The sequence below is a fragment of the candidate division KSB1 bacterium genome, assembly GCA_022562085.1.
In the GTDB taxonomy this organism is placed as follows: Bacteria; Zhuqueibacterota; Zhuqueibacteria; order Oceanimicrobiales; family Oceanimicrobiaceae; genus Oceanimicrobium.
This window is the reverse complement of the sequence record JADFPY010000093.1, coordinates 1-13,917: the sequence shown is the minus strand read 5'-3', so window position 1 is coordinate 13,917 and position 13,917 is coordinate 1. Positions and strand designations below refer to the sequence as shown.

Genomic DNA, 13,917 nt, shown 5'->3' with positions numbered 1-13,917 from the left:
GCCACGGAGAGAAGATAGAACTGGGAAAGCGTACATTAGAAGTTGTGATGACACCGGGCCATGCACCTGATGCGCTTTGCCTTCTCGATCGAGAACACCGGCTCTTGTTTACCGGCGATACGTTTTATCCCGCGAGCTTATACGCACATCTTCCAGCATCGGATTTTGACGCGTATGCTCAAACGGCCGCGATGCTGGGCCAGTTTTTTGATGAAGTTGATAAACTTTTACCCGCACACAATGAGCCGCTTGTTGGCCGCGTCTATCTCCGTCGGATGCATGAGGGATTTAAAGCGATTCAAGATAGTACAATAGAATTCAAGGTGACAGATGGCAATCATGAATATATGTTCGAGGGATTTTCGATTATCGTCAATGTCAGTAACTAATGGAACGTTCTGTAAATAGCGTAGCATTGAGGAAAGAAGTGTTCAGGTGTTTGGGTGTTAAAGGTGTTAAGGGATTCAAGTATCTAAAATAAAATAACTTAGGAAGAAAAGTCATTAACACTCTAACACTTCTAACACCCAAACACATCACACCGACCCATTGCAATGTTATTTCGAAAACGCTCCACTAGGCACAATGTTGTTTAAAGGATGAGTTTCGTGCTATTTTTAGTCATTGCCATTTTTGCCTCGTTTTCAAGTTTCCCTCATCTCCTCGTTGCCAAATTTCAGTTGGGAATGCATGCCGAGGGGAAATTAAACAACAAACACTTTCCACAATTGGTAGATGTAACTGCGGAAGCAGGAGTAAATTTCAAGCATACTCACGGCGGCGCAGGCGAGCGCTATTATGTGGAAACCATGGGTTCCGGTTGTGCATTTTTCGATTACGATAACGATGGCGATCTGGATATCTATCTTGTGAATGGCGCACCGCTGCCCGGATATTCAGCAAAAGAAACGCCCACCAATATGTTGTATCAAAATCAGGGCGACGGCAGATTCACAGATGTCACTAAACAGGCAGGAGTTGGTGATACCGGTTACGGAATTGGCTGTGCTGTTGCCGACTACAACAACGATGGGTTTGTTGATATCTTCTTGACCAATTTTGGCACAAATGTGCTTTATCGTAACAACGGGGATGGCACTTTTTCCGACGTTACTTTAGCCGCGAGGGTAGACGATGACAATTGGAGTGCAAGCGCTGCTTTTTTAGATTATGACAACGACGGAGATTTGGATTTATATGTCGTCAATTATGTGAACTTTACGATTAAAAACCACATAAAGTGCGGCCAGGGTTCCAGGGGGATACGCGCTTATTGTCATCCAAATGCATATGATGGCGTTGCGGATATCCTCTATCGAAATAATGGTGACGGCACCTTTTCTGATGTGACTATGAAAGCGGGAATTTACAATCCTTCCGGAAAAGGGCTGGGGGTTGTGTGCGGCGACATTGACAACGACGGCGATCAGGATATCTATGTTGCCAATGACAAGACGCCAAATTTTTTATTCCGCAATAATGGTGATGGCACCTTTTCCGAAATGGGGTTGCAATCAGGTGTGGGTTATAACGAGGATGGAGTTAGCGAGGCCGGCATGGGTGTGGATTTAGGAGATTACGATGGCGATGGCTACCTGGATATTTTTGTTACTAATTTTAGCAATGAGACTAATACGCTCTATCAGAACCAGCGGAGTGGCTTTTTCAGAGATATGACTTATGTTTCCGGATTAGGGATCTCCAGTCTTCTTTCGCTCGGTTTTGGTACAAACTTTTTTGATTTTGATTTAGATGGCGATTTAGATATTTATGTCACCAACGGACACGTTTTGGATAATGTTGAGCTTTTTAAAGATAATATCACCTATGCCCAACCAGACCAACTTTTCGGAAATAACGGACAAGGTTTTTTTACCGATGTCTCCGATAAATTGGGCCGAGACTTTCAAATCGCAAAAGTAGGCCGGGGCGCAGCGTTTGGTGATTATGACAACGACGGTGATATCGATGTTTTAATTTCAAACAACAACCAGACCGCCAACCTATTTCGCAACGATAGCGGGAATCACAATAATTGGCTAAAAATAAAAACCGTCGGAACTAAAAGCAACCGCGACGGCATCGGTGCTAGAGTAAAAGTTGTTTCAGGCTCTCTGGTGCAAATCGAAGAAGTCAGGAGTGCGGGCAGCTATTTATCTGCAAACGACCTTAGGCTTACCTTTGGTCTTGAAAAACTGAATAAAATAGACTCGGTTGAAATTCGTTGGCCGAGCGGTTTGACTGAATCCTATCGAGATTTGCCGGTTAATCATTTGCTCATTTTGAAAGAGGGTGCCAGCTATCAATTGCAAAGATTAAATAGTTTTTGAATTGACACCTTTAAACACAAAAATTGTCTGGCTCTTATTTTTCTTTTCCGGCGCTTGCGGACTTGTTTATGAGGTCATTTGGACGCATGAATTAAGTCTGATTTTTGGTAATACAGTTTACAGTCTTTCAGCCGTTCTGACTTCATTTATGGGCGGTCTGGCCTTAGGAAGTTATTTAGCAGGTCGTGCTTCTAAACGGATAACCCGACCTCTGCGCGTTTACGGATATTTTGAAATCTTTATTGGCCTATACTGCGCTTTGCTGCCTTTTTTATTTAATGGCGCTGAAACTCTTTATGCAACCATCTACAATACGTGGGGGACTTCTTTCTATCTGCTTTCGACGGTTCGATTCTTAATAAGTTTTCTAATTCTGTTAATCCCGACAACCTTTATGGGAGCCACCTTGCCGATTCTGACCGAGGCTTTGCTCTATCGCCGTGACGCACTTGGCTTTACTACCGGAAATCTTTATGCTTTCAACGCTTTTGGGGCGGTTATGGGGACCCTGGGGGCCGGATTCTTGTTGATTCCTTTTTTGGGCATTCAATGGACGATTTTTTCCACGGCAGCTCTCAACCTGGTTTTGGGAATTTCAGCTTTTGCGCTAGACAGCAAATTAGGTGAGACCAAAATATTATTTGAGGAAGTCAGGGAAAAAAGACCTAAGAAGCGGAAGGTTAAAAAGACACAAAATAAATCAATTTCGATTTCATCCGCAGCTGTTTTTACATCAGTTCTCGTATTTGGTGTCTCGGGATTTGCTGCCATGGTTTCGCAAGTTGCCTGGACAAGAGTTTTTTCACTGGCAGTTGGCAGCACTATTTATGCATTTAGCATCATCGTCGCTGCCTTTATTTTGGGCCTGGCTATTGGAAGTTCTATTGGAGCAAGAAAAGTGGACAACCGTCGAGATTTGGTTAAGACTCTGGCCTTGGTTCAATTGGGACTCGGGACCTCCTGCATGATTATTCTACCGGTTTTGGGGTGGTCGCCTTTGCTTTTTGTCAAGCTGATTTTAAAATACGCGGAATCGTTTAATTTGCTTCTGACTCTGGAATTCCTGGCCGTTGCAATTTTAATATTGATACCAACCATGCTGCTGGGCGCCACTTTTCCTCTTGTGACTAAAATTTATCACACGGCGCGCAAACAGGCTGGAAGAGCGGTAGGGGATGTGTACGCTATGAATACGGCTGGCGCTATCCTGGGTTCGTTTTTTGTGGGCTTTGTGTTGATTCCAGGTTTGGGTATTCAAGGAAGCTTATTATTGGCGGCAATCTTATTTTTGTTATCCGGATTTGTATTGTTTTTTTTAAGCGCTTCACAAAGAAAATCTCGTGGATTTGTTGCAGCGTGTGCCCTGGTTATTGTCGCTCTCGGGGGAAGCTTTGGACTGGGTCGTTCTTTAGAAAGCTGGGATCCAATGATTCTTTCAAGCGGTCTTTATATGTTAAGCCACGAGAAGAGTCTTGAACAAATTGCTGCAAAGGGACGGTTATTGCAGACATTAAAAAAGCAAGAACAGGGTGTTAAATATTATAAAGAAGGACTTACCTCGACGGTAGCGGTGATTGAGCAAAACGGTATTCGTTTTTTGAAAATCGGTGGTAAGACGGATGCAACTACCTTTGGGGATATGCCTACCCAGCTGTTGCTTGCCCATGTTCCAATGATGCTACACCCCAATCCCGTCGATGCCCTTGTTATTGGACTTGGCGGCGGTGTCACTGTTGGATCAGTGCTCACGTATTCTTCCATCCAAAAGGTTGATTTAGTGGAAGTCTCTCCTGAAGTGGTAGAGGTGGTTCGCGATTACGGATTTTTTGACGAAGTAAATAACCGTCCTTTTTTAGACAATCGCTTGAATCTTATTGTAACCGATGCCAGGAATCATGTTGATTTAACCTCTTCAAAATATGACGTGATCATCTCTGAGCCCTCCAATCCATGGATGGCGGGGATGGCTATGCTTTTTACTCAGGAACATTTGGAGAACTGTCGTGAGCGATTAAACCCGGGGGGCCTGATTTGCCAATGGCTTCCGGCCTATCGAATCAGCAAACAAGATTTCCTCACTGTCTTAGCCACTTTTGCAAGTGTTTTTGAATATGTTTCCGTTTGGGAATCTATCCCGGGTGTGGATTATCTATTCATCGGCAGCATGGAACCCCAGAGCATCGATTATAAACGGGTTACGAAATCTTTGTCTGAGATACCGGTTCAAAAAGATTTGTCCAGGCTGCTCATTAGCGATGTCCCCACTTTTCTAAGTTATTATCTAGCTGATGAAAAACAGGTTCAAATTCTCACGAGAGAATATCCTGTAAATACGGATGACAATGTACTTTTAGAATATTCGGCCCCTCGAAATATTTTTAATCACAGCGCCCGAACGATACCCTTCAACGAAATTAGACAGAAAAGTGAAATCACTCTTAAGAATATCCTTTCACATCCGAACAAGCAAAATTTGATTGACCTGGTTAAACAGACGCGCCAGGGCAGGGCCTGGACATTAGAAGCTTTCAAGCGTCGTTGGCAAGGCGATAGAAAAGCTGTTTTGCAAGCTTTGGGAAGAGCGTTAACCTTGAATTCTTCCGACTGGAACGGGCGGGACCTGGAAATTAAAATGCGAATGGAGGCCGTGCGAAACTCTTTACAGTTAGGTCAGTTCGATAATGCGTTGATTCGATTGAATAAGATCCAACTACTGCCGGGCCAACCGGATAGTCAATTTAATAAATATAAATCAATTGCTTATCAGGGGCTGCGAAAAGAGAACCTTAAAAGTAATTAGTGGTTCGGTCCAGCACTAATCAGTGATTGACCGAAATCTCTAGATGTGGCCGTCTTTGCGAGGCGTTCCTTCGACTTGCTCAGGACAAGCTTTTGTCGAAGTAATCCTACACCGGCCTAATCAGGAGATTGCTTCGCTGAGAAACGCTCGCAAAGACAGTAAAAATTATGTTTTCGGTCAACTTTAATTCATAAAAACTTAAAAATGCGAAAAGAAATAAAGTACTTATTGCTAATATTCACACTTGCTCTTCGCTCATCAAATGTTATTTGGGCGAATTCCCAGGAAGATTTTAAGCATCATTTTCTGGAAGGGCTTGAGCTTTTTGAGCAAAACAAACTCGATGCAGCATTAACGAAATTTAAACTTTGCGCGAAGCTTTCACCGGACAATCCGGAGCCGATTTTTTATTTGGGGCGAATTCATGAACAGCAGGATAAACTCATTAATGCAATGGATGCTTATGAAAATGTGATCAAATTGAATCCTTCGCATTTTCTCGGCCATAAATATTTGGCTGGTCTTTATTATAAAAAAAATATGTTTCGCGATGCACTCAAAACTTACAATAGAGCCCTGCAAATTCAACCGGATGATTCTGAAACCCACTACTTCTTCGGAAACCTGTTCTTTAAATTGCGCAATTATTCTGAGGCATTGACTCAATACGACGAGGCTCTACGGTATAATCAGAACTACGCCGGTGCTTACAATAATAAGGGTACGGTTTTACGGCTGACTCAAAGGCTGAAAAAGGCCCTGCATAATTACAATAAGGCTGTTGCCGCCGATCCAAACTATGCTTTGGCGTATCGGAATTTGGGCCTGACCTATCAAAAACTTAAACAGCTGGATCAGGCCGAATCAGCGCTTAAGAAATCATTAGAATTGACTCCGGAGGATCCACGGGCTCGTTTTTACCTGGCCAATGTTTATTTTGATAGAGAAAATTATGAGGGGGCGATCCCAGAGTACCAGGCAACTGTAAAACTGACACCAAATTTTGGTCCGGGGTACAACAACCTGGGATTGTGTTACCAAAGATTAGACCGACTCGATCAAGCCACGGCCGCTTTTGAAAAGGCAATTCGCTACAATCCAGGAAATGGTGAAATTTATAAAAATTTAGCAGACACTTATCTAAAACTCGGAAAAGTTGAGGTAGCCCAAAATTACTATTTCGCTGCCCTTAAGTACGATTCCACTTTAGTTGAAAGTCATCTGAAGCTGGGCAATATTTATAAGAGCCAGGACGATCATTTAAAGTCAATTCAGGAATACAAAAAAGTATTGCGGGCAGATTCAACGAACGCCGAGGCTTATTATAAGCTTGGCGTCGCCCATTTCGATTTGACTCAATATGAAGTGGCCGTTCCATTTTTACAAAAGACGTTAGCTCTGAACAAAAATCAACCCAAAGCCTACTTATTTTTAGGGCTCATTTTTTTACGAAACAACGATTTTGAGCAGGCTATTTCTGCTTTTCAAAAGGCTTTGGTGCTCGATCCGGAGGATGCTGAAGTACATTATCAATTGGGCTCAGCTTATTTGAAAATAAATAAAGAGGAAGAGGCGGTTGACCAGTTTAAGCAGGTAGTCCGGCTTGAGCCGAATCATTTATCTGCCCACTATAATTTAGCCCGGGCCCTGCTCAAATTGGAGCGCATGGAGGAAAGTAAAAAGGAGATGGCAACTTTTCACCGGTTAAGCTTGCAGGAAGACGAGATAAAGAAATTGCAGCGCCTAATTCCGGTTCAGCCAAAAAACCCGGATTTGAATCGCAAACTTGGTGAGATTTATTTCAATCGAAATGAGTTTAAGGCGGCTGTTGAACAATTTGAAAAAGTCCTTGAGTTAAATCCTCAGGAGGTCGGAACGCTAGAATTGCTAGAACGCGCTAAACTAAAGATTAGAAAAAATCAAAAGCTGAATTGAAAAATTGGGAGGTTTCTAATGAAGAGAGCTCAATTTGTTATTGCCATGGCATCATTAATTCTTTGGGCAAACTGCGGCAATCAAAATCCCGTTGTTGACTCAGAAGCACCAACCCAATCCAAACGTGAACTTAATGGTTTGTCGAGTTATCAAAGTCTTATTGACAAGCACAGCTCAGATGTAATCCTCGTCAACTTTTGGTCAGCTGGATGCCAGGCTTGCCGGTATGAAGTCCCGGTTTTAAACAAAATTTACCACGAATATGGCAATGAAATCGTTTTGCTCGCCATTAACATTGATCCGGTCAAAACTATCGAGCAGGCCCGAGCCTTAGCCAAAAGTCTGGGACTGGAATTTGATGTTTACTTGGACAAAGACCGTAAGGTTTTCGATGCCATGGGGTTGCGATTTTTCCCTACAAATATTTTTTATGGAAAAAACAAAAGTAGCGAGCCTGTGATTGTGAACGGGGCTCTGGAATTTGCAAAGGGGAAGGCTATTTTGGATGATTTGTTAGGAAATTAAATCCTGAACTACTCACGAAGAATTGGCCTGGTAAGACAGGTGGGTCCACCGGCGCCTTTCAGAGAAATTTCTTTCCCCTCATACTCCCAGACCTCGACCCCTTCATGTTCCAGCATTTTTTTAGTTTGCGGATTACCAGAGAGCATGATACATTTTCCGGGCGCCACGGCCAGAATATTGCAAGCCATACTTTCATACTCCGAATCCGGAACTTCGAGCAATTTTATGCCGCGTGCGATAAGCCACTCGCGAAACGGCACCGGCATCAACCTCGAATATACCGCTGCTAAATTGCGGTCGATTGGACTGATAAAAGACATCAAATGCATCACGGCTTCAGGGCCTTGCCAGTGCAGCAAAGGCACCGAAATCAATTCGTCCACAAAATCTTTTGTCAGCTCCCGCAGTTGCCGGATGCCTTCGGCATTGGTGCGGTAGCCTTGTCCTATGGCTAGCGTATGTTCGTCGATCCAAACGACGTCGCCACCTTCAAGCCGACCTTCGCCGGAAATACGGCCGAGAACTGGAACATCAATTTCGTGCAAAAATTCTCGAATGGCATTCGGTTCGGTTTCGCGCTGTTTTTTTCGCATATTGCAGAGAATCGCCCCCCGTTTTGTTACAATAACCGGGTCATGAGCATAAATGGAATCGAGACTAGTTTCGCGATTTTGCGGCAAATAATGAATTGTATCGACGTGACCTTTTAACAGGCCTACGAAGTGTTCGTATTCATCGAGGGCTTTTTCATAATCGGGACAGCCCAGGTAATTGAGCTCTCGCCATTGTTCTTGAGCCTTTTGTTGATTAATGAAAGCATCTTTGGGATGTTTGAGCAAAAGCCGCTTTATGGGCGCGACCATCGATTGGCAGTCGTAGTTCATAGTTTGACCTTTTAAATTAATGGGATTCGCTGAATTTTAATTTACTTGATTCTACTTTTTAGAGTGGGTTTTTTAAAAAAAATTGAATGTCAAGCTAATCGAGTTACTAAAATCCTGAATGACCGGTTTTTGGAACGAGTCTGATTCTCATTTCGTTTCCAATGACCACTCAGAAATCGTTAAAGCTAAAACTTTAGTACATTTCAACACTTCCTCCAAAGAAACGTATTCATTTACCGCGTGTGCGTTTCGAACATCTCCGGGTCCGTATAAGACGGCTGGCATCTTGCCGTGATGGGTGAATAATCTCAAATCCGAGCCGTAAGTCACACCTTCCAGTTTAGGTTTTTCGCCCATGACTTCATGATGAGATTTAGAAAGGCTTGCAATTATAGGTTCTTTGACGTCCGTAAAACCCGACTCAAACTGTCCTTCAAACCACTCCAGCTCTGGCGGATGCTCTTTGAGCCAGGGGTCTGACTTGCAAACCTGGCGCAAGCTCGCGGTGAAAACCTGCTTTGCTGCGTCGATAGATTCACCGGGCATCACGCCATACCTGCCTTCAACAGTTACTTCCTCAGGAACGGTAGAGTGCCAATCTCCACCTTTGATCGTGCCGATACTGATCGGGGCTACATTCATGCGGTCTTCATATAAAGAATGATTAAAAGCGTTGTGGCGTTGCTTCTCCAGTTCGTCTATGGCTCGCAGAATTTGATAAAATTTTTCAATCGCGCTCACGCCATACTTTTTCATGCAGGCATGGATTGACTGCCCCTCGACTTTCAGCCGAAACGTGAGGGCTCCCGCTTGCACCGGGCACAATTTCAGTTGAGTTGGCTCTAAAATGATGACTGCATCGGCAGAATATCCCTTAATAATCGTAGTTAAGCTACCGATTCCGCCGCTTTCTTCACCGATGACACTTTCAACAACGACATCTTTTGCCGGCTGGAATCCCAGTTTTTGCAATGCCGCGATGGCAAAAATTCCGGAAGCAAGCCCGGATTTCATATCGCAGGAGCCACGACCATACAGTTTGCCATTTTCAATTTTGCCGCTCCAGGGCGAGTCGTGCCATAATTCTTCTTTGCCCGTTGAAACAACATCGACATGACCATTTAGAATCAGAGAATTTGCTTTACTATCTTGGGATGTGCCTTTCCAGTGTCCAACCACGTTGATGCGGTCTTTAAATGGGATGCCATCGTCACAAAATGCCGGGTGATCCTTAAGTTCCTCAAGAATGGACGGTACAATATCGACTTCCAGGTTCAAATTTTTTAACTTAGCGGCAATCAGTTGCTGAATTTCTTGTTCCTTACCGGATAAACTTGGGGTTTGGACTAAAGTTTGAATAAAGCTGAAAAGTTCAGCGCTTAATGAGTCTACGCAAGCAGAAATTTTTTGTGAAATGCTATTCATGACGTAGGTGCAATAAGGTAGTTTGCAAAATATTCCTAAATTGAAAATACTGAAGTTATGATTACTTAAGGACGTTAGGATCATCAATCAGGATATCTTATGTAGCAGGATAGGCATCCTACGTCCTTAGAATTTCAAATAATGCCCTTTTGCACCAACGTCATTCATGCGTTTCGCCATTTAAGCCAAACATATACCGGTACACCGGACATAATGAGCAAAAACCCCCAATAGACGACTTCCTGACCGGCACCAGCTATTGCCCAGAGCGTATAAAGAAACGCTAACACCGAAAGGATAGTCGTTTTTAATAACTTCCCTCCACTGAGCTTCCCGCGTTCTTTGATAGAGATCATTAACTCTGACATGGTTGATAGAGTATATAAGAAAAGAGCGGTCAGGGTTGAAAGCAGAATAATGAAAGTGAACTGTTCCACCAGGTTTTTGGTGTAGTTCACTGCCATGATCGCGGTAACGAGCACGCTTGACACCACCAGTCCAAAAACCGGGGTCCCTCTCTTTGAAAGCCGGCTAAATTTTTCCGGGAAAAGCTTATCCCGGGCTATCGCAAGAGGGATTTGCCCCGACAAGAGAATCCAGCCATTAAGCGCACCAAAACTCGAGATAGCGGCCCCGGCCGCTACGGCGTAGCCAGCCCACGAGCCCCAGATCGAATTCGCGGCGTCCGCGAAGGGCGCCGTAGAGTTGGCCAGTGAGGTCGGCGGAATGATTCCCATGACCGCAACTGTTCCCAGGATGTAGATAATGGCAGAAAACAAGGTTCCCAGAAGTGTAGCCCGCGGAATTGTGTGCGTTGGGTCTTTTACATCATCAGCGGGAATTGTAGCAGATTCAAGACCCAGGAACGCCCACAAGGTCAAGGCCGCCGATGCAGTAATAGCGGAGAACGAGGAGCCCCCACTCGCATTGAAAGGTGTGAAGTTATCGATCTTAAAGAACAGAAATCCAAGCGTACCGATGACGACCAGCGGTAGAATCTTGAGTACGGTAGTAATGAGCTGTACGAAGCCGGCGGTGCGCACCCCCATCGCATTGACCCAGGTCAGCAGCCAAATGCTTCCTAAAGCCACAGCGGCTGCCAATAAAGAGTTGGATGCAAGCGCCGGCCAGAAGAAAGCAAAATACCCAACAAAGCCCACAGCAATCGCGGCATTGCCAACGAAGATTGATATCCAATAACCCCACGCCGCCAGAAATCCGGCGAAATCACCGAAGCCGGCCTGGATGTAGACATAAGGTCCACCCGTCTTCGGCATGATGCCACTCAAACGGGCATAAACCAGCGCCAGCAACATAGCTCCGGTTGCTGTAAATAGCCAGCCAAAGATGCTGATACCACCGTATGCTGCAAGCGATGCAGGGAGGAGAAATATTCCCGACCCAATCATATTTCCAACAACCAGGGCTGTACTCATCCATAAGCCTAATCCTCGTTTTTTGGTCTCTTCTGATTCCGACGGCATGTTTAATCTTCTATGATGTTCTCAGCATAGCTGCGGGTAAATTTTTCTATAAGATAAGTCCCAAAATGAAAGGGTTCATAGCCCGGCGGATTTTCAGGGCTGCAAAGGCTTTCCAATGGAGCGACAACAGTGTCAAAGTTTGGTTCGAAAAAGAAAGGCAATGAGTACCGGCTTTTGTTTCGCTTTGATCTCACTCGATGAAGAGTGGCTTTATAAAAATCATTTGTCCATCTCTGCGTCATATGACCCATATTAATAATGAATGTACCCGGAATGTGCGGCGCCGGAATCCACTCATTCGCCGCATTTCTAACCTCGAGCCCGCCGATGGCATCCTGTGCCAGTATTGTTAGAAACCCATAATCAATATGCGCTCCAATGCCATCTCCAATATTTTTCGCAGGCTCATGTATCTGGTAGGGCGGGTAGTGCAGGATTCTCATCGAGCTTTGGGACTTGCTTGTAAACTGCTGGAAGTAATTCTGTTCTAACTTTAAACTTAAGGCAAGCCCTTCTGTAATTCTGCTGCCAAGGTTCAGCATCAGATCCCAATGCTTTGTCAGAATCTTTCTAAAATCAGGCAGATTTTCCGGCCATGGATTGGGTCCTTGTAATGGCTTTCCGGCTAAGACTTCAGGGTGATCGATTGCTAGGTCAAGCCCAAAATCTACCGACTCATGCCAGTCTCTTTTGTCGTTGGTCAGCTCTTTTCCGATTGGCGTGTATCCACGGAAAATATTTGATTTGCCAATATGAATTTTCATTTTTTCTTCGATCGGTAAATCAAAAAACCGTTTGATTTCGGAAAAAACAGTTTTGATGTGGTCTTTTGAAATACCGTGATTCTTGACATAAAAAAATCCCACATTTCGGCAGGCATTTTTTATTTCCAAGGCGGCTTTCATTTTTTCCCCTTCGTTGATGTCAACTTGAACGAGAGAAGAAATATCGATAACCGGTATTTTCTGGAATGCGTAATTTTGAGTCACAGGATAATTTTTGTTTTTTTTTAATATGTGTAAACTTACAGAAAATTTCTATTTATGGCAACAGGAATTGCTTGCTAATCATACGTTTGTTGTATTTTCAAAGCAAAGGGATATGGATATTTAACTTGCTTTGATAGACGAATTTGTTTATCATTGCCATGAGGACTCGCCAATAAGCGACTCTAAGAAAAATGTTCTGTTAACTAATATTGCAGGTGGCGAAATTGAAATTCCAGGTCAGAAATTTATTTACTCAATTAATTCTTCTGCTGCTACTCTCAGGTTTGATTTTATTTTCCTGCTCTAAACCGCAGCCGCTTATCATTCTTATGACCGACTTCGGTGAGAAGGATTTTTATATCGGAGCGATTAAAGGAGCAATCTATAAAGTAAATCCGAATGCCAGGATTGATTATATTTCCAACTACATTTCCAAATTTAACGTTGAAGAGGGGGCGTACACCCTCTTGAAATCGGCGGTCGAATATCCCGCCGGGACTATTTTTGTGGTGGTCGTAGATCCGGGTGTTGGCACCGAGCGAAAACCAATCGCGGTAAAAACCAGCGACGGCAAATTCTATATTGGACCGGATAATGGAATTTTTTCATTGGTTATCGAGAAGTTTGGGTTGGAGGCAATTTTTGAAATTAGTAATCCCGATGTCATGCAAAAGGACAAGATGTCCAGCACATTTCACGGCCGGGATATTTTCGGGCCTGCAGGAGGTCACTTGTCTCGCGGAGTTGCCATTGAGCAGCTTGGAAAGGAATTAACCGATTATGTCAGATTTGATTCCGAGAAGGCAAGGATCGTCGACGACAAAGTTGTGGGTAAAATTGTAGTGGTCGATGATTATGGAAACGTAATATCCAACATTCAAAAAAGTCAATTCGAGGAATTGGGCTGGTCACTGGGTGGCACCTTAAAAGTAAGAGTTGGAAGCCGTGAATTTAGCGTTGATTTTGTAAAGGCCTACGGGGATGTTGCCACCGGCGGGTACTTAGGTTTGTTCGGCAGCGGAGAGGTTTTTGAAGTGGCGATAAACCAGGGTAATCTTTCAAAAGCGCTGAATTTGAAAAGCGGCGACAGAATCGAAATATCAAAATAGTGATTGTAGGGGCGATTCGCCGAATCGCCCCTACGGATTGATATTGTTACTTTCTAAAATCTCCTTCAACAAATTTAAATTGATATTTCCTCCCGTTAACACCGCTACTGTTTCTTTGTTTTTTAGATCGGGCAGTTTTCCAGAGAATACTCCCGCCATTGCCGTGGCTCCGGCCGGTTCAACGAGTAATTTGGCCCTTTCCAACAACAAATAAATCGCTTGCTTGATCTCATCTTCCGTCACAAGTATGATTTCATCAACATATTCTCCAACAAACTTGACCGCCTGTTTATCCGGCTTTGAGACTGCCAGGCCATCGGCAATAGTTTCGATTTTTACTTCAACGATTTCGCCTTTTTTTAGAGATTGGTAAATTGCATTGGCGCCAAAAGGCTGCACCCCGTAGACTTTTACTTCCGGCTTTAAATGTTTTGCC

Annotated in this window: 11 protein-coding genes; 6 read left to right on the top strand and 5 right to left on the bottom strand. The window is 43.9% G+C overall.

The window, feature by feature from the left end:
• The 5 genes from IH879_09945 to IH879_09925 form a co-directional block, all read left to right on the top strand.
• The coding region (locus IH879_09945; protein MCH7675258.1) for an MBL fold metallo-hydrolase at positions 1-389 on the top strand (389 nt) is incomplete at its 5' end.
• Between the two features lie 420 nt (positions 390-809).
• Positions 810-2,330 (top strand): CRTAC1 family protein, encoded by a 1,521-nt coding sequence (locus IH879_09940; GenBank protein MCH7675257.1) that lies wholly within the window; start codon positions 810-812, stop codon positions 2,328-2,330.
• A 1-nt stretch (position 2,331) separates the two neighbouring features.
• Positions 2,332-5,130: a fused MFS/spermidine synthase gene (locus IH879_09935; GenBank protein MCH7675256.1), complete on the top strand. Its 2,799-nt coding sequence runs from the start codon at positions 2,332-2,334 to the stop codon at positions 5,128-5,130.
• Between the two features lie 204 nt (positions 5,131-5,334).
• On the top strand, positions 5,335-7,065 hold the full coding sequence (locus IH879_09930; GenBank protein MCH7675255.1) for a tetratricopeptide repeat protein: 1,731 nt from the start codon (positions 5,335-5,337) through the stop codon (positions 7,063-7,065).
• An 18-nt stretch (positions 7,066-7,083) separates the two neighbouring features.
• Positions 7,084-7,590 carry a TlpA family protein disulfide reductase gene (locus IH879_09925; protein ID MCH7675254.1) on the top strand — a complete coding sequence of 169 codons (507 nt, stop codon included), beginning with the start codon at positions 7,084-7,086 and terminating at the stop codon, positions 7,588-7,590.
• An 8-nt stretch (positions 7,591-7,598) separates the two neighbouring features.
• On the opposite strand, the gene IH879_09920 is transcribed toward IH879_09925, so the two are convergent.
• From IH879_09920 to IH879_09905, 4 genes are all read right to left on the bottom strand, one after another.
• Complete coding sequence (locus tag IH879_09920) at positions 7,599-8,474, bottom strand: amidinotransferase (protein ID MCH7675253.1); 876 nt, start codon at positions 8,472-8,474, stop codon at positions 7,599-7,601.
• 147 nt (positions 8,475-8,621) lie between these two features.
• On the bottom strand, positions 8,622-9,899 hold the full coding sequence (locus IH879_09915) for an ArgE/DapE family deacylase (protein ID MCH7675252.1): 1,278 nt from the start codon (positions 9,897-9,899) through the stop codon (positions 8,622-8,624).
• Positions 9,900-10,063: 164 nt separating this feature from the next.
• Positions 10,064-11,383: an amino acid permease gene (locus tag IH879_09910; GenBank protein MCH7675251.1), complete on the bottom strand. Its 1,320-nt coding sequence runs from the start codon at positions 11,381-11,383 to the stop codon at positions 10,064-10,066.
• A gap of 2 nt (positions 11,384-11,385) precedes the next feature.
• Complete coding sequence (locus tag IH879_09905; protein MCH7675250.1) at positions 11,386-12,372, bottom strand: isopenicillin N synthase family oxygenase; 987 nt, start codon at positions 12,370-12,372, stop codon at positions 11,386-11,388.
• Positions 12,373-12,596: 224 nt separating this feature from the next.
• On the opposite strand from IH879_09905, the gene IH879_09900 reads away from it, so the two are divergent.
• Positions 12,597-13,481 (top strand): SAM-dependent chlorinase/fluorinase, encoded by an 885-nt coding sequence (locus IH879_09900; protein ID MCH7675249.1) that lies wholly within the window; start codon positions 12,597-12,599, stop codon positions 13,479-13,481.
• Positions 13,482-13,511: 30 nt separating this feature from the next.
• Here the strand turns inward: IH879_09900 and IH879_09895 are convergent.
• A partial coding sequence (locus IH879_09895) for a pyridoxal-phosphate dependent enzyme (GenBank protein MCH7675248.1) occupies positions 13,512-13,917 on the bottom strand: 406 nt, incomplete at its 5' end.

Coding starts and splice junctions, on each gene's coding strand:
- IH879_09930 (MCH7675255.1), top strand. CDS start 5,335: ATGCGAAAAGAAATAAAGTACTTATTGCTAATATTCACACTTGCTCTT.
- IH879_09920 (MCH7675253.1), bottom strand. CDS start 8,474: ATGAACTACGACTGCCAATCGATGGTCGCGCCCATAAAGCGGCTTTTG.
- IH879_09940 (MCH7675257.1), top strand. CDS start 810: ATGGGTTCCGGTTGTGCATTTTTCGATTACGATAACGATGGCGATCTG.
- IH879_09915 (MCH7675252.1), bottom strand. CDS start 9,899: ATGAATAGCATTTCACAAAAAATTTCTGCTTGCGTAGACTCATTAAGC.
- IH879_09925 (MCH7675254.1), top strand. CDS start 7,084: ATGAAGAGAGCTCAATTTGTTATTGCCATGGCATCATTAATTCTTTGG.
- IH879_09910 (MCH7675251.1), bottom strand. CDS start 11,383: ATGCCGTCGGAATCAGAAGAGACCAAAAAACGAGGATTAGGCTTATGG.